This is a genomic window from Azonexus fungiphilus (assembly GCF_003634965.1).
Classification (GTDB): Bacteria; Pseudomonadota; Gammaproteobacteria; order Burkholderiales; family Rhodocyclaceae; genus Azonexus; species Azonexus fungiphilus.
On record NZ_RBXP01000013.1, the window covers coordinates 302,908 to 323,066 of the forward strand.

General features: G+C 69.3%; 23 protein-coding genes. 7 read left to right on the forward strand and 16 right to left on the reverse strand.

What is annotated here, in order from left to right; genetic code table 11:
* The first annotated feature begins 1 nt into the window (after position 1).
* A complete protein-coding gene (locus DFR40_RS06950; RefSeq protein WP_121457755.1) occupies positions 2-1,087 on the forward strand; it encodes a HAMP domain-containing sensor histidine kinase in 1,086 nt (361 codons plus the stop codon).
* 6 nt (positions 1,088-1,093) lie between these two features.
* Here the strand turns inward: DFR40_RS06950 and DFR40_RS06955 are convergent, their stop codons facing one another.
* The 4 genes from DFR40_RS06955 to DFR40_RS06970 all read right to left on the reverse strand — a co-directional run bounded on the left by DFR40_RS06955 (position 1,094) and on the right by DFR40_RS06970 (position 5,728).
* Positions 1,094-2,950: a sulfatase-like hydrolase/transferase gene (locus tag DFR40_RS06955; RefSeq protein WP_121457756.1), complete on the reverse strand. Its 1,857-nt coding sequence runs from the start codon at positions 2,948-2,950 to the stop codon at positions 1,094-1,096.
* A 79-nt stretch (positions 2,951-3,029) separates the two neighbouring features.
* The gene (locus DFR40_RS06960) at positions 3,030-3,713 is read right to left on the reverse strand and encodes a class I SAM-dependent methyltransferase (RefSeq protein WP_121457757.1); all 684 of its coding nucleotides are present in this window, start codon (positions 3,711-3,713) and stop codon (positions 3,030-3,032) included.
* 79 nt (positions 3,714-3,792) lie between these two features.
* On the reverse strand, positions 3,793-5,061 hold the full coding sequence (locus tag DFR40_RS06965; RefSeq protein ID WP_121457758.1) for a sensor histidine kinase: 1,269 nt from the start codon (positions 5,059-5,061) through the stop codon (positions 3,793-3,795).
* Positions 5,054-5,728, reverse strand: coding sequence for a response regulator transcription factor (locus DFR40_RS06970; protein ID WP_121457759.1), 675 nt, complete (start codon positions 5,726-5,728; stop codon positions 5,054-5,056). The genes DFR40_RS06965 and DFR40_RS06970 overlap by 8 nt, the downstream gene beginning before the upstream one ends.
* A gap of 176 nt (positions 5,729-5,904) precedes the next feature.
* Here DFR40_RS06970 and DFR40_RS06975 point away from each other — a divergent pair, with 176 nt between their 5' ends.
* Positions 5,905-7,860, forward strand: a complete 1,956-nt coding sequence (locus DFR40_RS06975) for an LTA synthase family protein (protein WP_121457760.1) — start codon at positions 5,905-5,907, stop codon at positions 7,858-7,860.
* Positions 7,844-8,599: a phosphatase PAP2 family protein gene (locus DFR40_RS06980; RefSeq protein ID WP_121457761.1), complete on the forward strand. Its 756-nt coding sequence runs from the start codon at positions 7,844-7,846 to the stop codon at positions 8,597-8,599. Before DFR40_RS06975 ends, DFR40_RS06980 begins: the two co-directional genes overlap by 17 nt.
* A 12-nt stretch (positions 8,600-8,611) precedes the next feature.
* Here DFR40_RS06980 and DFR40_RS06985 read toward each other — a convergent pair whose 3' ends face one another.
* From DFR40_RS06985 to DFR40_RS07000, 4 genes are read right to left on the reverse strand one after another with little or no spacing between them, the layout of a single operon-like run.
* Positions 8,612-9,913, reverse strand: a complete 1,302-nt coding sequence (locus tag DFR40_RS06985; RefSeq protein WP_121457762.1) for a ferredoxin reductase family protein — start codon at positions 9,911-9,913, stop codon at positions 8,612-8,614.
* On the reverse strand, positions 9,910-10,257 hold the full coding sequence (locus tag DFR40_RS06990) for a PepSY domain-containing protein (RefSeq protein ID WP_121457763.1): 348 nt from the start codon (positions 10,255-10,257) through the stop codon (positions 9,910-9,912). The genes DFR40_RS06985 and DFR40_RS06990 overlap by 4 nt, the downstream gene beginning before the upstream one ends.
* A gap of 36 nt (positions 10,258-10,293) precedes the next feature.
* Complete coding sequence (locus DFR40_RS06995; RefSeq protein WP_121457764.1) at positions 10,294-10,785, reverse strand: diheme cytochrome c; 492 nt, start codon at positions 10,783-10,785, stop codon at positions 10,294-10,296.
* A gap of 11 nt (positions 10,786-10,796) precedes the next feature.
* Positions 10,797-11,210 carry a DUF1924 domain-containing protein gene (locus tag DFR40_RS07000; RefSeq protein ID WP_121457765.1) on the reverse strand — a complete coding sequence of 138 codons (414 nt, stop codon included), beginning with the start codon at positions 11,208-11,210 and terminating at the stop codon, positions 10,797-10,799.
* 191 nt (positions 11,211-11,401) lie between these two features.
* Here DFR40_RS07000 and DFR40_RS07005 point away from each other — a divergent pair, with 191 nt between their 5' ends.
* Genes DFR40_RS07005 through DFR40_RS07020 form a run of 4 tightly spaced genes read left to right on the forward strand, consistent with a single transcriptional unit; the run spans position 11,402 to position 14,091 of the window.
* Entirely contained in the window at positions 11,402-11,707 is a 306-nt protein-coding gene (locus DFR40_RS07005) for a hypothetical protein (RefSeq protein ID WP_121457766.1), read from the forward strand.
* 13 nt (positions 11,708-11,720) lie between these two features.
* Entirely contained in the window at positions 11,721-12,056 is a 336-nt protein-coding gene (locus DFR40_RS07010) for a PepSY domain-containing protein (protein WP_121457767.1), read from the forward strand.
* Positions 12,056-12,718 (forward strand): response regulator transcription factor, encoded by a 663-nt coding sequence (locus DFR40_RS07015; protein WP_121457768.1) that lies wholly within the window; start codon positions 12,056-12,058, stop codon positions 12,716-12,718. Before DFR40_RS07010 ends, DFR40_RS07015 begins: the two co-directional genes overlap by 1 nt.
* Positions 12,715-14,091 (forward strand): sensor histidine kinase, encoded by a 1,377-nt coding sequence (locus tag DFR40_RS07020; protein ID WP_121457769.1) that lies wholly within the window; start codon positions 12,715-12,717, stop codon positions 14,089-14,091. The genes DFR40_RS07015 and DFR40_RS07020 overlap by 4 nt, the downstream gene beginning before the upstream one ends.
* On the opposite strand, the gene DFR40_RS07025 is transcribed toward DFR40_RS07020, so the two are convergent.
* From DFR40_RS07025 to dksA, 8 genes are read right to left on the reverse strand one after another with little or no spacing between them, the layout of a single operon-like run.
* Positions 14,081-14,926 carry a ZIP family metal transporter gene (locus DFR40_RS07025; protein ID WP_121457770.1) on the reverse strand — a complete coding sequence of 282 codons (846 nt, stop codon included), beginning with the start codon at positions 14,924-14,926 and terminating at the stop codon, positions 14,081-14,083. The two genes, DFR40_RS07020 and DFR40_RS07025, sit on opposite strands and share 11 nt — an antisense overlap.
* Positions 14,923-15,510: a DUF3299 domain-containing protein gene (locus tag DFR40_RS07030; protein ID WP_121457771.1), complete on the reverse strand. Its 588-nt coding sequence runs from the start codon at positions 15,508-15,510 to the stop codon at positions 14,923-14,925. Before DFR40_RS07030 ends, DFR40_RS07025 begins: the two co-directional genes overlap by 4 nt.
* 10 nt (positions 15,511-15,520) lie before the next feature.
* On the reverse strand, positions 15,521-16,780 hold the full coding sequence (locus DFR40_RS07035) for an ABC transporter permease (RefSeq protein ID WP_121457772.1): 1,260 nt from the start codon (positions 16,778-16,780) through the stop codon (positions 15,521-15,523).
* The gene (locus DFR40_RS07040) at positions 16,777-17,457 is read right to left on the reverse strand and encodes an ATP-binding cassette domain-containing protein (protein ID WP_121457773.1); all 681 of its coding nucleotides are present in this window, start codon (positions 17,455-17,457) and stop codon (positions 16,777-16,779) included. The genes DFR40_RS07035 and DFR40_RS07040 overlap by 4 nt, the downstream gene beginning before the upstream one ends.
* Positions 17,458-17,459: 2 nt before the next feature.
* A complete protein-coding gene (locus DFR40_RS07045) occupies positions 17,460-17,966 on the reverse strand; it encodes a ZrgA family zinc uptake protein (RefSeq protein ID WP_121457774.1) in 507 nt (168 codons plus the stop codon).
* 23 nt (positions 17,967-17,989) lie between these two features.
* Positions 17,990-18,571, reverse strand: a complete 582-nt coding sequence (locus DFR40_RS07050; RefSeq protein ID WP_121457775.1) for a 6-pyruvoyl trahydropterin synthase family protein — start codon at positions 18,569-18,571, stop codon at positions 17,990-17,992.
* Complete coding sequence (locus tag DFR40_RS07055; RefSeq protein WP_245985625.1) at positions 18,565-19,632, reverse strand: CobW family GTP-binding protein; 1,068 nt, start codon at positions 19,630-19,632, stop codon at positions 18,565-18,567. Before DFR40_RS07055 ends, DFR40_RS07050 begins: the two co-directional genes overlap by 7 nt.
* A gap of 3 nt (positions 19,633-19,635) precedes the next feature.
* Entirely contained in the window at positions 19,636-20,058 is a 423-nt protein-coding gene (gene dksA / locus DFR40_RS07060) for an RNA polymerase-binding protein DksA (protein ID WP_121457776.1), read from the reverse strand.
* Positions 20,059-20,159 lie beyond the last annotated feature (101 nt).

Consider the following 20,159-nt stretch of genomic DNA (forward strand, 5'->3'; position numbering starts at 1 on the left):
CATGGGCCGCCTCTTCTGGAAATTCTTCCTCATCGTCTGGCTGGCCCAGCTGACCGCGATCCTCGGCACTGCAGCGATCTTCTGGATCGAGCGACACGAACTGCAGGCACGCTTCGAGCGCCAGTTCCCGCCACCGCCACCGCCGCCCGGCAGCGAATTCCGGCCGCCGCCGGGGCCGCGGCCGGGCGAAGGCCCGCGCCTGCCGGTGCTGCCGCTGCTCACCGGCCTGCTCGCCAGCCTGCTCTCGGCCGGCGCCATCGCCTGGTACGTCGCCCGCCCGGTGCGCCGCCTGAAGGCCGCTTTCGCCGCCGCCAGCGACGGCGACCTGAGCCTGCGCATCGGCCCGGCGATGGGCCGCCGACGTGACGAACTGAGCGAACTCGGCGACGATTTCGACCGCATGAGCGAACGCCTGGCCAGCCTGCTCGAGGCGCAGACCCGCCTGCTCCACGACGTCTCGCACGAGCTGCGCTCGCCGCTGGCCCGGCTGCACGCGGCAATCGGCCTGGCCCGCCAGGCGCCGGAACGCTTCGAGGAAACGATGAGCCGGCTCGAACGCGAAGGCGAGCGGATGAACCAGCTGGTCGGCGAACTGCTCACGCTGTCGCGCCTCGAAGCCGGCGTCGGCGGCGCCGCGGAGATCGTCGCCCTCGACGAACTGGTCGCCGAACTGCTCGAGGATGCCCGTCTCGAGGCGGCACCGCGGCACCTCATCGTCGATCTCGACGAAACGCCCGGCCTGCACGTCCGGGCCAATCCCGAACTGCTCCACCGCGCCATCGAGAATGTCGTGCGCAACGCACTCAAGCATTCGCCGGACGGCGGCCGCATCCGCATCGTCACCGCTGCCACCGCCGACCGGCGCTGCCGGATCAGCATCTTCGACCACGGCCCGGGCGTGCCCGAGGACGAACTGGCGCACATCTTCGAACCCTTCCGCCGCGCCCGCAACGCGATCGGCCACGGCCACGGCCTCGGCCTGGCGATCGCCCGCCGGGTGATGTTGACGGTCGACGGCACGATCACGGCAAAAAACCTCGCCGGCGGCGGCCTGCGCGTCGACCTCGAACTGCCGCTCGCCGGCTGAACCGGCTCAGCGCACGAAGCGCCGGCTCTCGCGGCTCACTGCGTCGAGCAGGCCGGCGGCGCCGGCGACGACGCTATCGCGCTGGTCGCGGGCGACCGGATGGTCGGCCTCGTCGAAGACGCTGTAACGGAAATAGTCGCTGCCGGTGAACGGGAAGGTGATCTTGTGCCGACCGTCGTCGACGCCCATGTAGTTGTATTCGCCGAACACGAAATAGGGCAGCTCCTGCTCGAGCGGATCGGCCGAACTGTAGCTGCGCGAAGGCTGGTCGACCCCAAGGGTGGCGAGCAGCGTCGGCGCCACCTGCAGGTGCGAGCTGCGGTGCGTCACCACCGCCGGCGCGACGCCCGGCCGCCACAGCACCAGCGGCACGCGCACCTGCTCCTCGGGGAAGGTGGTGCCGTGGCCGTGCCCCCAGCGCCCCTTCTCCATGAACTCCTCGCCGTGGTCGCCGGTGAACAGCAGCACCGTCTGTTCGAGCATGCCTGTCTTCTCGAGGTGTTCGAGCAGACGGCCGACCTGGGCGTCGATATGGTGGGCGGCATTGATGTAGCGGTTGTGGATGGCGCCGATGTTGTTGCGCAGGTCGAGGTCGATGTAGTTCATGTCGCGCAGGTAGTCGGCGCGCAGCGCCTGGGCCTCGGGGAAGCTGTAGGGCGCATGCGTCGACTCGAAGAACATGAAGCCGAAGAAGGGCCGCCGCGGATCGCGCGCGTCGACCTTGGCGACCAGGTCGTCGATGTTGCGGATGTCGCGCTGCCAGGGCTCGCCGGTCTTGATCTCCTGCAACTGCGCCGCGGGCACGCCGGCGAACACGGTATGGCGCAACTCCGGGTAATCGAAGCTCTGGCTGGTATGGGCGGCGATCTGGTAATCGTGCTCGCGCAACACGTTCATCAGCACCGGCGCCACGCGCTGCTGTTCGAAGCTGTACCAGTAGGGCGCATAGACGCCGTAGAACAGCGAGAACAGTCCCATCCGGGTACGGTTGCCGCCGCTGTAGTGGTTCTCGAAGCGGGTCGCGCGCTGCGCGAACCGCCACAGGTGGGGGGTGATTTCCGGGTCGAGCAGATCCCAGCGGAAGGACTCGGCGACCAGGACAACGACGTTGGTCGGCCGCAGGCGGCTGCTGTCCACGGCCGTCCCCGGATAAGCCACGGTCCCGCCGGCCAGGCGCAGGGCCTGCAGCGCCCGCCGCTCGATGCCCAGTCGGTTGAACAGGGTCTTGCCGCTGCTCCGCAAGTGAAAGGGCACGGCATCGGCTGCCGCCAGCAGTTCTTCCTGGCCGGTATGGACGCTGTAGGCAAAGACGACTTCCTCACCGGCGAACAGGCCGGCGAGAACGATGCCGGCGATCGCCGCGGCCCGTGCCGGCAGCTGCCAGCCGCGCTGGCGGTAGCGGTGCAGCGCCCAGAGCAGCCCCAGGTTGGCGAGAACGATGGCACCGACCTGCAGTGCCACGGTGATCTCGGTCGACGCCGTCGCACCGAGGGCGGCGATGCCGCCGGGCGTGGTCAGCAGGTTCCAGACGAAACCGTTGAAGTGATACTGGTAGAGCGCGTAGAGGCGGTAGTCGGCGTAGATCGCCAGCAAGGCCAGACTGCCGCCGAGCACCGCGGCGCCGGCCAGCAGCGGCGGGCGCAGGGCCAGGTGCCGGGGCAGCAGGGCGAGCAGCAGGCAAGGCAGCAACGCGGCGGCCAGGTAGAGGCCGGCATAGGCGGCGGTCGCGGCGAACGCGAAGCCCCAGGCGGCGGCGCCCTGGATCGGAACCACCGGCCAGAACAGGGCGATCATCGAGAACAGCGCGACATAGAGCAGCGCAAAGTAGCGGCGCAGCACGCCGGCGGTTTCCTGGGCAGACATCGGGACCTCTTGCCGGCGCCTCGCTGAAAACGCCCCGCCCCGGCGCCGGGAAGGCGGGTCGTGACTCGACTCGCGGCGTTCAGGCCAGCTTGCGCAGCGTATACACCCGCCACATCGCGTAGCCGGGGAGGAAATCGTGGTGGCCGAGAATGGCGAAGCCGGCGCTGGCGAACTCGCTTTCGGCGGTTGCCGCGGGAATCACGAAACGGTTGCCGTTTTCGCCGGGACGGCCGGCGCGCCGGGCTTCCAGGCGCCGGCGGCGCCACGCCTTGTAGTTGCCATCGACCCACAGCGAGACGATCACCGTGTCGCGGGTGACGCGGTGGAACTCGCGCAGCATCGCCAGCCGGTGCGCCGGATCGGCGATGTGATGGAGCAGGCGCATGCAGAAGATGCTGTCGACCGACGCCGCCTCGAGATCGATGGCGAAGGCCGAGGTGTGCAGGGTATGGACGCGCCCGGCCAGGGCCGGCGGCATTTCGCGGCGGGCGACTTCGAGCATGTGCGGCGAGTTGTCGGCGGCCAGGATGACGCGGTTCGGCTGCTCGCCGAGCAGCGGCCAGAAACGGCCGGCGCCGCAGGGCAGGTCGAGGACCAGCCCGGGGTCGCCGGCCAGTTGCAGGGCCCGCCGCGCCAGCTGGCGGTCGCGCCAGTCGGAAAGGCGGCGGGCGAGGCCGGCGCGGTGCTTGTGGAAATACTGCAGCGCGTGCGCGCTGTCGTACTTGTTCGAGAATTCGAGCTGGATCGGCAGATTCGGGGTCATCGTCGTACCTCCTGTAGCAGAGGTGCCAACGATAGGCGGAGGCCCGTCAAGGGGCCGTCAAAAGCCCGTCAAAAAAACGTCAAAACCGGCCCAGGCGCACGGAAAAACAGCTGCCGCCACCGGCCAGGTTGTGCGCCTCGATGCGCCAGCCCTGCTGCTCGCAGATCCGGCGAACCAGCGACAGGCCGAGCCCGAGGCCTTCGCCGCGGGCTGCGCTGCCGCGCACGAAGCTGTCGAACAGACGCTCGCGTTCGTCGGCGGCGATGCCCGGCCCGCTGTCCTCGACGCGAAAACCGCCGGCATCGAGGATCAGGCGGATCTCGCCGCGTTCGGTGTAGTGGCTGGCATTGCGCAACAGGTTGCCCATCACCGCCCGCAACAGGGTCGCATGCCAGACGCCGGGCATCGCGGCCTCGCTGACAACGACGAAGGCGAGCCCGCGGGCGGTGATTTCCGGCCCCCAGACCTCGCCCTGCTCCGCCGCCATCGCCGCCAGGCTGACCGCCGCCTCCGGCGCGGCCGGTGCCGCCTGGGCCCGGGCCAGCTGGAGGAAGACCTCGACCAGCGCGCGCATTTCCCCGGCGGCCTTGGCGATGCGTTCGACCTGCCGCCGCGCCCGCCCCGACAGTTCGCCGCGCAGCAGCAGTTCGGCCGAAGTGCCGACGATCATCAGCGGCGTCCGCAGTTCGTGGCTGACGTCGCTGGTGAACAGGCGCTCGCGCTCGATCGCGCGGCGCAGCTGACCAAAGGCCTGGTCGAACGCGCCGGCCAGCTGTCCGAGCTCGTCGTCGCCGTATTCGGGGGCCAGCGGCGGTGCCAGCTCATGCATCGAATCGCGGCCGCGAACCTGGCCGGCCAGGCGGATCACCGGGTCGATCACCCGGCGCACGGTCAGGCGTCCGATCAACCAGGCGAGCACAATGGCGAGCAGGAAACCGCCAACCACCACCTTGTACAGCATCTGCTCGCGTGCTTCGAAAGCATCCTGGTTGCGGGCAAGGATGAAGCGATGTCCTTCGATACTGGTTTCCAGTACATGCCAAGCGCCGTTTTCGCCGACCACTTCCTGATAGCCCGGGTGCAGCCCGGCAAACGCCGCCGGCAGGGGCTGCGCCTTCAGCGTCGGCACGTAGAGCGCGCTGCCGCCGGTGAGGTCGGGAATCCGCCCCTCGGTCAGGTAGACCGTCTCGACCATTTCCATCTCTTGGCGCATCTCGTCGCCGATCAGGTCTTCCTCGACGACGTGCACGACGGCGATGATCGCCCAGGCGTTGATGCCGGCGATCAGCGCCGTCAGCAACATGAAGGAAAGCAGGATGCGGCGGGCGAGCGGCTGCTTGTCAGCCATGGATATCTTCCCCGAGACGATAGCCAACGCCGTGCACGGTATGCAGCAGCGGCCGCGGGAAGGGTTTGTCCACAGCCAGGCGCAGCAGGTGCAGGTGGCTGCGCAGGCTGTCGCTGGCCGGCGGATCGTCGCCCCACAGCGCCGTTTCCAGCGCCTCGCGGCGAACGACGCCGGGACTCTTGCGCATCAGCGTTTCGAGCAGCTTCAGGCAGGCCGGGTTGAGGCGCAGTGGCTGGCCGGCGCGGGTCGCCCGCCAGGTGTCGAGATCGAGCACCAGGTCGGCGACCTGCAGGCGCTGGCTGGCGCCGCGCGTGCGGCGCAGGATCGCCTCGATGCGCGCTTCCAGTTCGGCCAGCGCGAAAGGCTTGACCAGGTAGTCGTCGGCACCGCTGCGCAGGCCCTGCAAGCGATCGTCGAGCGCGTCGCGGGCGGTGAGCATGATCACCGGCACCTGGCAGCCGGCTTCGCGCAGGCTGCGGCAGAGCTGGTAGCCGTCCATGCCGGGCAGCATGATGTCGAGGACGATCAGGTCGTAATGCCCGGTCAGTGCCAGATGCAGCCCGCCCGGCCCGTTGCGCGCGCAATCGACGACATGACCGGCAGCTTCGAGGTAGTCGAGAATGTTGGCGAGGATGTCAGAGTTGTCTTCAACGATCAGCAGACGCATGCGCTTGGGACTTCCGGTTGCAGAAAAGAGAGTATAGCGATGGCGGCTGAATCGCGTCTTAATCGCCCACCAACCAGAAGGTTGAGGTTTCTTGACGTTTTTTTGACAATCCGTTCACACGCCATTGACGTTTCCCGTCGCAGACTGCGCGCCATCACAAACTCTTCGCGCAGCCGATGCCTTTCTTCCGCCACGCCCAAACCCGCTTCCTCGCTATCGCTCTCGCCAGCTGGCTGCTGGTTTTCTTCCTGGTCCGTGGTTTGTTGCTGACCACCCATTTCGCCGAGGCTGATGCCGGTTTCCTGGCAATCCTGCGCCTGTTCGCCGTCGGCACCTTGTACGACCTGGCTTTCCTGGTCTATGCCGCGCTGCTGCCCGCCCTTTACCTGCTACTCTGCCCGGAGAAGCTGTGGCGCGCCCGCTGGCACCGCACGCTGCTGCTGTTCGCCACCGGCATCGGCATCTTCGCCATGCTCTTCGTCGCCGCCGCCGAGTGGCTGTTCTGGGACGAATTCGGCGTCCGCTTCAATTTCATCGCCGTCGATTACCTGGTCTATTCCAAGGAAGTCGTCGACAACATTGTCGAGTCCTACCCGATCTATCGCCTACTCGGCATTCTCGCCATCGTCGCCGGCGTCGCCACGCTGGCGCTGAAACGCCAGCTCGTCGCCAGCTTCGATGCGCCGTTACTGCCGCGTCGCCGGGCGGCGCTGGCTTTTGGCGGGCTGCTGCTGGTCGCCGGTCTCAACCTCGCCATCGTCGGCCAGTCCTTCCCGCATGGCCAGGGCGGCAACGTCTATCAGCGCGAACTGGCGAGCAACGGCCCCTTCCAGTTCTTCGCCGCCTTCCGCAACAACGAACTCGACTACCGCCAGTTCTACGCCACCCTGCCCGACGCCGAGGCTGGCGCCCTGCTGCGCGCCGAAGTCGCCGAGCCGAATGCCCGTTTCGTCGGCGACCATCCGCTCGACATCCGGCGCGCCATCGACAACCCGGGGCCGGAACGCCATCACAACATCGTCCTCGTCACCATCGAAAGCCTCAGCGCCAAGTACCTCGGCAGCTACGGCGACCAGCGCGGACTGACCCCGAACCTCGATGTCCTGCGCGGCCAGAGCCTGTTCTTCAGCAATTTCCGGGCGACCGGCACGCGCACCGACCGCGGTCTGGAAGCAATCACCCTGTCGATGCCGCCGACGCCCGGTCGCTCCATCGTCAAACGCCAGGGCCGTGAAAGCGGCTACGCCAGCCTCGGCCAGCAACTCACCGCGCGCGGCTACGACAGCGTCTTCGTCTATGGCGGACGCGGCTACTTCGACAACATGAATGCCTTCTTTAGCGGCAATGGCTACCGCATCGTCGACCAGAGCAGCGTCCCGGACAGCGAAATGTCCTTCCAGAACGCCTGGGGCATGGCCGACGAGGATATCTACGGACAGGCGTTGAAGATCGGCGACCAGGACCACGCCGCCGGCAAGCCCTTCTTCCTGCAGTTGATGACGACGTCCAACCACCGTCCCTACACCTATCCGGACGGTCGCATCGATATTGCCTCCGGTTCGGGCCGCGAAGGCGCCGTCAAATACACCGACCACGCCATCGGCAAGTTCCTCGAACGGGCCCGCAGCAAGCCATGGTTTACCGACACCATCTTCGTCTTCGTCGCCGACCACACCGCCGGCAGCGCCGGTTACGAGGATCTGCCGGTGGCCAACTACCACATCCCGCTGTTCATTTACGCGCCGGACCTCATCAAGGCGCGCGAAGTGACGACGTTGGCCAGCCAGATCGACCTGGCACCGACCCTGCTCGGCCTGCTCGGCATCGATTACGAATCCACCTTCTTCGGTCACAACCTGCTGCTCGACGCGCAACGTCCGGGCCGCGCGGTGATTGGCAACTACCAGCACCTCGGCCTGTTCGACGGCAAGGACCTCGCCATCCTCAGCCCGCGCCGCGACATGCGCCGCCACGACGACGCGCTCGGCGAAAGCCGGGAAAGCCGCGTCGGCGCCGACGATCCGCTGATCCGCCGCGACATCGCCTATTACCAGGGAGCGAGTCACGCCTTCCGTAACGGCCTGCTGGCCTGGCACCCGCTGAAGGCGGCAAGCGATGGCACCAAGCGCTGACCCCAGCCCGTCCCGCCCGTTCGCCTTCGCGCTCTGGCTGGGCCTGCCGCTGGCGGCGATGGGGCTGTTGCTGGCGATCGATCCGGCTCCACTCGACTTCTGGATCGCCGGCCATTTCCATGTTCCGGGCAGCGGCTTCGTTGCCCGCGACAACTACTGGCTGGAAACCGTCCTGCACGACCGGGCGAAAACGCTGGTCATCGTCTTCGTGCTCGCCCTGGGCGTCGCCCTCGCCGCCAGCACCCGGCTCGCCGCGCTGCGCCCGTGGCGCGGCCCGCTCGCCTACGCGCTGCTGGCGATCGCCCTGTCCACTGCGGTCGTACCGCCGCTCAAGGTAGTCAGCGCGGTGCAATGTCCGTGGGATCTCAGCGCCTTCGGCGGCAGCGAGACTTTTTCATCCCTGCTCTCCGCGCGGCCATCGACCGAACATCCCGGACGCTGCTGGCCGGGCGGTCACGCTTCGACCGGTTTCTCGCTGATTGCCCTCTTCTTCGCCCTGCGCGACCGCCGGCCGCGGCTCGCCAGAAGCCTGCTGGTCGGCGCCCTGGCCTTCGGCAGCCTGCTCGCTGCCGGGCGCATGATCCAGGGTGCCCATTTCCTCTCGCACAACTTGTGGACGTTGCTGATCGACTGGAACATCTGCCTGCTCGTCTATCGCTTCACCATTTACCGCCGCAGCGCGTTGCCTGCCGTCCAGCCTAACCGCCTGACAATAGGATTGAATCCGGGCTCAAGCTGAGCCAATCCCGCTTCAGCGCATCACGAAGGCCTCCTGGTGAAAGCGGCGGACCTGGCGGCCTAGGCCGTCGCGCAGGGCGCCGGCCAGGCCGGCCGGGCCGCAGAACCAGACCTCGGCGGGTCCGCCGCGGCCGGCCAGCAGAGCGTCGGCGTCGAGCCGCTCGCCCTGGGCGGCGCCGTGCACGCGCAGGCGGACGCCGGGGAGACCGGCGCACAGGGCCTGCAGGCGGGCGACGAAGGGATCGCGCTCGCGGTCGCGGGTGCAGTAATGCAGTTCGGCCTGGGCGACGGCCGGCGTTTCCTGCAGGGCCGCCAGCCAGGCCAGGAAGGGCGTCACCCCGATGCCGCCGGCGACCCACAGCTGGCGGACGTCGGCACGCCGGCGGGCAAGCTCGAAGCGGCCGTAGGGGCCTTCGACGACAACCGGGCTGCCGATCGCGAGTGTCGCCGGCAGGCGCCGGGTGTAGTCGCCGAGGGCCTTGATGCAGAACTCGACGCAAGCGTCGCCGCGATCGGCATCGGCGATGGTGAATGGATGGGCGCCCTCGGCGCGGTCGAAGGTGACCAGCGCGAACTGCCCCGGACGGTGGCCGCGCCAGCCGGCATCGAGGCGGCAGCGCACGCGCAGGACATCGTCGGCGAGTGTTTCCAGTTCGACGATGCGGCCGCTCACGCTGCGGCCGCGACCGACATTGCCGAGCAGCGAACGCAATGCGCCGTAGCTTCCCAGCGCGACGAACAGGCCAAGCAGCCAGCCGCTCGGCTGGGTCCAGTAGGTCGCCGGCGAGAGCAGCACCGAATGGAAGGCGAGCAGCAGGTAGAGCACCGGCATTGCCCGGTGCAGGAAGCGCCAGTTGCGGTAGGGAAAACGTTGCCACAGGGTGATCGCGACCAGGACGACAAGCAGGTAGAAACCCCATTCGCCGAGATCGCCGGCGAGGTGGCGCAGGCTGTCCAGGATGTTGCCGAACTTTTCCTTGGGCACCCGGCCGGCACGGCCGATCGACGATTTCAGCAGATCGTCGGACATCTCGATCAGCCAGTGCAGGATCGCGAAGACGCCGCCGAGGATGCCCGCCCACTTGTGCGTCCGGTAGATCCGGTCCATGCCGCCGAGCGGCGTTTCCAGCCAGGCCGGGCGCGCCGCCAGGAAGGTCGCCAGCGAGAGCAGGCCGATTGCGAGCAGGCCGCTCAGGTAAAGCAGCTGCTGGTAGGCGATCCACCATGGATGGGCCGTCGACGCCGGCGCCAGCGACCAGGCGGCCGCCCAGGCCAGCGCCAGCACCGCGACCAGACCGCCGAGCAGCGCCTTCATGGCCGGCCTCCGCCGGCCGGCAGGTCGTCGCGGCAGCGCCGCTTGCTGCATTCGCGAGCCTCGCCGGCGGCCTGCCCGGCCGGGCGGGGAACCAGCAACTCGCCGCTGCGGGCGTCGAAAAGGAACTTGCCGCGCAGCCCCTGGCGGTCGGTGGCGCGCACCTCGTAGCGCCCGTGTTCGCGCTCGATTTCCTCGATGTTGCGGTAGCCCGCGGCTTCCAGCCGGGCGACCAGCGCCGACATCGGCAACCAGCCGCCGGCCGGCGGCTGGCGCGTTTCGCCGGCGGCAACGCCGAGACTGCAGGCGGCGAGCAGTGCCGCCAGGCAATGATGGATCCTGTGCATGATGTTTCTCCCTGTCAGCGACGGCGCGACACGCCGTCAGTCCTCGTAATAGCCGCGTTCGGCATCGGCGTGGCAGGCGACGCAATTGGCCTTGCTGCGCACTTCCTTGTGGCGCCACTCCCAGTCCGGCACCTCGCGGTGCTCGCGCACCCACTTCGGCAGCCCGGTGATGCGCTGCGGCGCCGCCCCGGCATCGACGCCGCGCAGCAACTTGGCGCCGTAGCGGCTGCCGCCGCTGTCGCCGGCGTTGGCGACCAGCCAGGCGGTGATTTTTCGGGCAATTTCAGGGTCGACCGTCGCATCCTCGCCAAAATGCCGGTCGAGCTCGCCCATCATCTTCCGCCACGACGCCGCCGGCAGCATCGACGGGGCGAAGGCCAGGTGGCAGCTGCCGCATTCTTCGCGAACCAGCGGCTCGCTGACCGGCGGGAAGAAATGGCTGCCGCCGGCGCGGGCGCTGCCGAGGACGAGGGCGGAAAAGCCGGCCGCCAGGGCGACCAGGACCAGGGGGCGCAGTGTCATTTTCATCGTCGCGCTCCTCAGCGGCTGGCCACGAAGCTGAGCCAGTCGCCCTTCTCCTGGGCGGTGCAGGCGCGACCGAGGACTTCGTCGCAATTGCGCTTGAACCATTTCTCGACCTTGGCCGGGTCGGCATAGCGCCCGGGGGTGACGGAAAGCGCCATCGGATCGATGCGCTTGCCGCTGCGGGCAGTGCCCGGCTGGCGCGGATCCTGGCCGTGACAGCTGGCGCAGGCCGGTGAATCGGGCTTGCCGCGGCCAAACTCGGTGCGGTGGAGAACTTCGCCGCGTTGTGCCGAAAAACCGGCGAAGGCCGGGTTCTCGCTGCGGGCGGCACTGGCGTAGGCGGTCAGCTGGGCGGCCAGGGGCGTCGCCGCGAACGCCGGCGAAAAGGCGGCGACGAGGGCGATCAGGGAAAGGTGGCGGATGGACATCGGTGAGCTCCTGCGGGTGACGATGGCTCGCACTATGCAGGTGCACCGCTGAATGCAACCTGAAAGCCGCGTTCAGCTCAGGTTCAGGCAGCGCGGTGTAAAACCGTCAATGGGGAATGAAGTCCGGCCTGCATCAACGCATGGCGGGCCACGCGCCCGCATGACATCATTCAGATCGCAAGGAGTCCATCATGTCCGCAACCCGCTTCCGCACCACCCTCGTCGCCCTTCTCGTCGCCTGCGCCGGCAGCCTGGCCGCCGCCGAACCGGCGACGGTCACCGCCGACCAGCTGATGACCGCCGAGGAACGTACCGAGCAGCGCAACCGCATGCGCGCCGCCCGGACCGAGGACGAACGCGCCGCCATCCGCGCCGAAAACCATCAGCGGATGAGCGAGCGCGCCGCCGCCCGCGGCCAGGTCCTGACGCCGGTCAACCCGCAGTCGCCGGGCGCTGGCGCCGGCCGCGGCCCGGGTGCCGGGCGCAACCGTCCGTAGGCCGTCGGTGCCGATGCGCCCGCTCCGCTGCCTGGGCCTGCTGCTCGGCCTCGGCTGCGCCCTGATCTGGCAGCCGCCGGCCCGGGCCGACGGCCGCCAGGATCACGAGATCGCCCGCCGGGCGCTGGCCGCCGGTGAAATCCTGCCGCTCGCCAGCGTCCTCGAACGGGTCGAGCGCGAACACCACGGCGAAGTGCTCGAAGTCGAGCTCGAACGCGACGATGGCCAGTGGCGCTACGAAATCAAGATGCTGCGCCGCGACGGCGGCATCAACAAGCTGCTGGTCGACGCCCGCGACGGCCGCCTGCTCGCGATCAAGGGCCGCCATGGCCGGAAGGGGCGCGACTGATGCATCTCCTGGTCGTCGAGGACGAACCGACGCTGAACCTGCAGATCGCCCGCAGCCTGCGCGCCGAGGGCTATGTCGTCGATGTCGCGGTGAACGGCCGCGACGCGCTGCACCTGGGCAACGAGGAAAGCTTCGACGCGGTCGTCCTCGACCTCGGCCTGCCGCAGCTCGACGGCCTTTCCGTACTCCGCGAATGGCGTGCCGCCGGCCGCGCCATGCCGGTGCTGATCCTGACCGCACGCGGCGACTGGCACGAACGCGTCACCGGCATCGACGCCGGCGCCGACGACTACCTGGTCAAGCCCTTCCACATGGAAGAACTGAGCGCCCGCCTGCGCGCCCTGATCCGTCGCGCCGCCGGCCAGGCCGGCAACGAACTGCGCAACGGCCCGCTCAGCCTCGACCTGCGCAGTGCCCGCGTCTGCCTCGACGGCCAGCCGCTGACGCTGACCAGCCACGAGTTCCGCGTCCTCGCCTGCCTGCTCCGCCAGCGCGGCGAGGTCGTCTCGCGGGCGACGCTGGCCGAGCACGTCTATCCGCTCGACGCCGAGCGCGACTCGAACACCCTCGAGGTCTTCGTCGGCCGGCTGCGCAAGAAGCTGCCCGAGGGCATGATCGAGACCCTGCGCGGCCTCGGCTACCGGCTGCGCGCCGAACCATGAAGCGCCCGGCCTCGCTCCGCCTGCGCCTGCTCGCCGGCACCCTGGCCTGGATGCTGGCGACCATCGCGGCAACCGGCTGGCTGCTCCAGGCGATGTTCGAGGAACACCTGGCCGGCCAGTTCCGCGCCGAACTGGCGATCCACCTCGAGCAACTGGCGGCCAACCTCGAAGCCGGCGCCGACGGCCGCCCGGTGCTCGCCCGCCCGCTCAGCGACCCGCGCCTCGAGCGCCCCTACGCCGGCCTCTACTGGCAGGTAGACCGGATGGCCGAGGCTGGCGGCGCCGGCCAGACCGCGGTACTGCGCTCGCGCTCGCTGTGGGATGCCGAACTGGCCGTCCCCGGCGACCGCCTGGCCGACGGCGAACGCCACGAACACCGGGTTGCCGGCCCGCAAGGCCAGTCGCTGCGCCTGCTCGAACAGACCCTGCGCCCGGCCGAGACGCCCGACGCGGCCTGGCGGCTGATCGTCGCCGCCGACGAAAAACGCCTCGTCGAGCCGGTCGACCGTCTGCGTACCCTGCTCCTCGCCGGGCTCGCCCTGCTCGCCTGCGGCCTCGGCCTGGCCGCCGCCTTCCAGGTATTCGCCGGCCTGCGTCCGCTGGCCCGGCTGCGCGACGAGCTGGCCCGACTGCGCGACGGCGACCGGGCGACGCTGGGCGACGATCATCCGCGCGAGATCCAGCCGCTGGTCGACGAACTCAACGTCCTGCTGCGGCGCAACGCCGAGTTCGTCGAGCGCGCCCGCAGCCAGGCCGGCAACCTGGCGCACGCGGTACGCACGCCGCTGACCGTGCTCGCCAATGCCGCCGCCGGCGCCGACGGCGAACTGGCGGCGCTGGTGCGCAGCCAGGTGGCGACCGCCGGCGCCCAGATCGACCATCACCTGGCGCGTGCCCGCGTCGCCGCCAACGCCCAGGCACGCCACGGCCAGTGCGCGGTGCGCCCGGTGGTCGACGGTCTGGTCCGGGTCATGCAGCGCGTGCACGGCGAGCGCGGCCTGAGCTTCGTCGTCGAAGGCGACGCCCAGACGGCGTTTCGCGGCGAGGCCCAGGATCTTCAGGAAATGCTCGGCAACCTGCTCGACAACGCCGGCAAGTGGGCGCGCTCGCGGATCCGGATCGGGATGGGCGCCACCGACGGGATGCTGGTCATCGACATTGACGACGACGGCCCGGGGATTCCGGTGGCAGCTCGCGGCGAACTGGTGCGCCGGGGCCGGCGCGGCGACGAACAGGTCGCCGGCAGCGGCCTCGGCCTGGCCATCGTCGACGATCTGGCCAGCCTTTACGGCGGCGAACTGGCGCTGCTCGACGCGCCCGGCGGCGGCCTGCGCGTCCGCCTGACGCTGCCGCGCGCGCGGCCTAGTGCGTGAACCAGCCGACCAGCGGCACCACGGCGACGCCGGCGCCGATCAGCAGGCTCTGCCGGACGAAGCTGTCGCGCTGCTTGTGCAGCAGCGGGAAGATGTCGGCCAGCGCGACGTAGATGAAGCTCGAGGCGGCGATCACCAGGACGTAGGGGAGCACGAAATCGGCGGTGGACAGCGCGAAGTAGCCGAGCGCGCCGCCGAGCAGCGAACTCAGGCTGGAACCGGCGTTGGCCAGGAAGGCCTTGGTATTGCTCCAGCCGGCGTTGCGCAGCAGCACGAAATCGCCCATTTCCTGCGGCACCTCGTGGGCGATGATGGCCACCGTCGTGGTCATGCCGAGCACCGGATCGGCGATGAAGGCGGCGGCGATCAGGACGCCGTCGACGAAGTTGTGGAAGGCGTCGCCGATCAGGATCAGCGGCGGCGCCGTGACCGTCGCGTGGTGACCTTCATGGGCGCTGCAGTCGCCGTGCGAGTGGCGCCACAGGGCCAGCCGCTCGAGCGCGAAGAACGCGAACAGCGTGCCCAGCATCAGCGCGAACAGCGTCGCGAACGGGCCGCCGTGGTTGTGACCGGCATGCGCATCCTCCTCGGCGGCGATGGCAGCGTGGTCGTCGGGGCCGTGGTCGTGGCCGGCATGGATGTCGACCGGTGGCAGCGAGTTGAAGGCTTCCGGCAGGATGTGCAGGAAGGCCGACGACAGCATCACGCCGGCGGCGAAAGCGACCAGTATCGCGGTCGACTGCCGCGACAGGCGGAAAACCACCAGCGCCGCCGCGGCCATGCTGATCAGGCCGCCGGCCAGGCAGGCCAGCAGGATCATGCTCAGGGTGTTCATTGCTTCTTTCCTTGTTTGACGACGTAGGGTTCGACCCGCTCGGCGGCCAGCCGGTAGGCATAGACGCCCATGCCGCTGTCGCCGCCCTGCAGGTTGAGGGTGCCGCTGATCCAGAAGGTCTCCATCGTCTGCATGCCCTTGACCGGCTTGGCCGGGACGACGTGGATGACCTGGTTCGAGGGCGGCGGCGGCACATGCACGCAAGCCCCGAAATACGGCACGAGCAGGAATTCGCTGACTTCGTCGCCCTTGCGCTCGAGCGGCACGACGAAGCCGGGAATGCGGACGCGCTGGCCGTTCAGCGCCGGCTCGACCGGCGCCTTGTCCCATTCGACGCGGACCTTGGCCAGCAACTCGGCGGCCTTCGGATCGCTGTCCTGCAAACGGTTGAGGTTGACGCCCTTGAACGCCGCCATCGGGTCCCAGCCCTTGGGCATCAGGTCGTCCCACTGGATTTCGCGAAAGCCCTTGGTGCCGGCCTTGGCCGCCGGCAGGCGCTCGCCGACGCGGTAATCGGCGGCGGGCAGCGACAACGGCAGCAGCAGGGTCAGCGTCAGGGCAAGCAGCGGCAGGCGGGCGGTCATGGAGTTTCCTTCAACAACGGGGCGTCAGGCCATCGGCGAGCGACAGGCGGTAGGCGCGCCAGGCCGGCAACAGCCCGACCAGGAGGCCACAGACCAGCACGGCGGCGAGAAGTTGCATTTCGCCGGCGGCGACCGTCAGCGGCAGCGCGCTGAGCCCGAAGGCAGCCAGCCGGCCGGCGCCGAACAGCGCCAGCAGCGTCGTCGCGGCCAGACCGAGCAGGCAGCCGAGCAGGCTGACGACACCGCTTTCAAGGACCAGCAGGGCCAGCAGGTGGCGACGACCGGCACCGAGCGAGCGCAGGATCGCCAGTTCGCGGCGGCGCTGATCGAGGCCGGCCAGCATCGTCGCCGCCAGCCCGGCCAGGCCGACCGCCAGCACCAGCCAGGACAGGACCTGCAGCGCACGCTCGGCGAAACCGACGCTCTGCCACAACTGGTCGAGGGCAACGCCGGGCAGCACCGCCGTCAGCGGCTCGCCGGCGAAGGCGCCGATGCGGCGCTGGACGGCGAAGACCTCGCCGCGCCGGTGCAGGCCGACGAGGAAGGCGGTGATCGATTTCGGCGTCAGGTCGAACTTCTGCACGACCTCGGCGCCGATGCTGAAACCGGGCACCGGCGCGCCGCCGATCCAGTCGAGGTGGATCGCCTCGATCGCCGCCAGGCCGACATGCACGCTGCGGTCGACCGGCGTCCCGGTCGGCGCCAGGATGCCGACCACGGTGAACGGCTTGTCCTCGTGTTCCATGCCGGCCAGGCCGCCGTCGCCGTGGCTCAGGGTGATGCGCTCGCCGACGCGGTAGCCGAGGCGCGCAGCGACCTCGGCCCCGAGCACCGCCTCGAAGATGCCGGCGAAGGCGGCACCACTGGCAAAGCTCAGCGGCTGGCGGTCGCCGTAACGGAAATGGACGAAGTAGTCGGGGGTCGTCCCGAGCACCGGATAGCCGCGGTGCGAATCGCCGAGCGACAGCGGTACGCTCCAGGCGATCGCCGGGTCGGCAGCGATCTTGCGGTAGCTGTCCCAGCCGAGGTTGCCGGTCGGCTCGCCGAGGTGGAAGACGGCATGGAGGACCAGCTGGACCGGGCTGCTGCGGGCACCGACGACGAGGTCGGTGGCCGACACCGACTGGGCGAAGCTGGCGCGCGCCGCCTGGCGCACGCGTTCGACCGAGAGTAGCAGCGTTGCCGCCAGCATCACCGAAAGCAGCGTCAGGCCCAGTCCGAGCCGACGGTTCCAGGCGCTGGCCAGGGCCAGGCGGAGCAGCGCCCTCATGCGTCGGCTCCGACGGTCAACGCCAGTTTTTCATCGAAATGCGCCGCCAGGCGCAGGTCGTGGCTGACGAAGACGACCGTGCTGCCGGCCGCCTTCGCCTCGCCCAGCAGCAGGTCGATGAAGGCGTCCTGGCGGGCGGCGTCGAGGGCCGAGGTCGGCTCGTCGGCGATGACGATTTCCGGCCGGCCGATCAGCGCCCGGGCGGCGGCAACGCGCTGCTGCTGGCCGACCGAGAGTTCGCCGGCCGGCGCGCCGTGCGCCGCCGCGTCGAGGTCGAGCGCGGCGAGCAGGCGCCGTGCCGCGGCGTCCGGTTCGCCGGCGCGCTGCGCCCGGCGCCGCGAGAAACGGCAGGGCAGGAGGACATTGTCGAGGGCCGACAGCCAGGGCAGCAGGTTGAACTGCTGGAAGACGAACCCGAGGTGATCGGCGCGGAAGGCATCGCGGCGCGCAGCCGGCAGGTCGCCGAGGACCTGGCCGAGCACCTCGATGCGGCCGCGCTCGGGCAGCAGGACGCCGCCGAGCAGGTTGAGCAGCGTGCTCTTGCCGGCGCCGCTGGGGCCGTGCAAAAACAGGCTTTTTCCGGCGTCGACCGTCAACTTCGCCAGTTTGACCGCCGGCGCCGCATCCGGGCGCCAGCGAAAGACCAGGTCGTCGATGCGGATCGCCGCAGCGGCCATCGTTACCAGGCGAAGCGCGGATTCTTGGCGTCGAGCTTGCCGGCCTTCTGCCCCTTCGGCCCGGCGAAGCTGACCGCGAGCGAGCGCAGGCGCGGGAATTCGGCGGCGACCATGGAGCGCAGGTCGACCAGCGCCTCCGGCCGGGCGCAGCGATAGACGTAGCGCGCTTCGACGTCGCCATGGCCGTCGTGGCCCTTGCCGCCCTCGAGCAGCGGCGCATCGATCTGCTGGGCGCTGATTTCGCAAGCGGCGGCGGCGCTTGGCGCGAACAGGCGGGCCGGATTCTTCAGCTTGTCCAGCGCCGCCTGCACGGCGAGCTGCTCGCGCGGGCTCTTCGCGGCGCGCTCGAAGCCGACCAGGTCGTGCTGCGGGACTTCGAGCAGCAGCGTCAGCTGGCCGCCCTCGACGACGATGCCGAGCTGGCCGGCGCCATGCTGGTGAGCATGGTCGGCGTGGGCCGCGGCAAGCAGGGGCATGACGGTCAACAGCAGGACGGGCAGCTTTTTCATCGGGCTCTCCTTCGGGGAAAAAATCAGACGGCGGACGGGTTGCGCAGGCGCTCGCCGCGCTTGAGCTTCTCGAACAGCTGCGGGTCGCGCCAGGCCTGGGTGATGGCCTCGGAAAAGACGATGCGGTCGAGTTCGATCAAGCCCATGCGCGGGTTCTCGGCGTCCTCGCGGAAGCACTGGGCATAGCCGGTTTCGGTCTCGTGCACGATGACCGAGTGCAGGCGCACGTCCTGCTCGCCGTTGACGGTGTCGGTCAGGCGCAGCAGGGTATCGACCAGGCGGAAGAACAGGCGCGAGAACTGCTCGGCGCTGGGCGACACGGGCAGGCTGATCCAGCGTTCGGAAAAGCGCTGGCAGGCGGCCACGTAGTCGGCGTCGTCGCCGTCCCAGATGGCGACGGCGTGGTCGAAGGCATCGATCAGGTCGCGCGGGCCGCCCTTGAGCAGGCCGAAGTCGTAGAGCATCTGGCCGTTGTCGAAGGCGTGCGCCTCGAGGATCAGCTCGACCTTGTACGAATGACCGTGGAGCGAATGCGAGCAGCGGCGCGTGCTGCAGCCACGGACGATGTGGGCGTTCTCGAATTTGAACAGCTTGCGGATCAGCATTGGTCGCGCACTCCACAGAACATCGCGAATGCCTGTTCGACCAGCGACTGGTCGACATCGCGAACGATGAAGACGAGCCGGCTCTGGCGGTCGTTGTACGGCGCTTGCGCCGGCCAGTCGTCGAGCCGGGAGTAGGGATAGAGGACGTGCTGGACGCACTGGACGACGCGCGGCTTGTGGTCGCCGACGACGTTGAGCAGGCCCTTGATGCGCAGGATGCGCTCGCCCATGCTCTCCAGCAGGACGCCGACGGCGTCGGCGAAGCTCGGCCAGGCGAGCGGCTCGGCGAAGGTCAGGGCGAAGCTGTAGACGTGCGCGTCATGGCGGTCGACGTCGTGGTGATGATGGTGGCCGTGCGCTTTACGACGCTCGTCGCGGACCTTTTCCTCGGCCAGCCAGCCGGCGACATCGGGCGACTTGGCGGCCGGATCGTAGAGGCCGCAGCCGAGGATCGCCGAGGCCGGGACGGCACCGCGCTCGACGCGCAGCTGCGGTGCCGACGGGTTCATCGTGGTCAGCCGGGCGGCCAGCGCGGCCAGTTGTTCCGGCGTCGCCAGGTCGGCCTTGGTCAGCAGCAGCCGGTCGGCCATCGCCACCTGCTTGATCGCCTCGCCGTGCGTTGCCAGCTGGCCTTCGCCATGCGTTGCATCAACCGCAGTCACCACGCCGTCGATGCGGTAACGCTCGGCCAGGAAGAAATCTTCCATCAGCGTGTAGATCACCGGCGACGGGTCGGCCAGGCCGGTGGTTTCGATGACGACGCGGCGGATCGGCTTGATCTCGCGGCGCAGGCAGCGCATGAACAGGTCGGTCAGGCTGCGCGTCAGGTCGCCGCGCACGGTGCAGCAGATGCAGCCGGAGTCGAGCAGGATCACGTCATCGTCGATTTTCTCGACCAGATGATGGTCGACCGCGACCGAGCCGAACTCGTTGATGAGCACGGCGGTTTCCGCCATTTCCGGCTGGCGCAGCAGGTGGTTGAGCAGCGTCGTCTTGCCGGCGCCGAGAAAGCCGGTGAGGATGACGACCGGAATGCGCCGGTCGGCGTCGTCGTTGTGCACCGCTCAGCCGCCGAACTGGCGCCGTTTCATTTCGTGGCGCTCCTGCGCCTCCAGGCACAGGCTGGCGGTCGGCCGGGCGAGCAGGCGCGCGATCCCGATCGGCTCGCCGGTGTCCTCGCACCAGCCATAGCTGCCGTCGTCGATGCGCTTGAGCGCCTGGTCGATTTTCTTCAGCAGCTTGCGCTCGCGGTCGCGCACGCGCAGTTCGAGCGTGTGCTCTTCCTCGGCGCTGGCGCGGTCGTTGGGATCGGGCTCGGCGGCGTTTTCCTGGAGGTGGTGCGTGGTTTCCTCGGCGGCACCGCGCAGCGCGGCCTCCTCGTCGAGCAGGCGCTGGCGGAAGAAGGCCAGCTGGCCCGGCGACATGTAGTCATCCTCGCCGGCGGCGAGTAGTTCTGCCTCGGTCGGCAGCTTGGCGGATCGGCTCATCGATCGTTCCTTGTTCGTCGTGGATCGGTGCGGAGTGCGGGAGCGTTCCCGCAGAAGGCGATACCGGGAAGCGGCGGCGGCGGTATCGATCACAAGGCAGC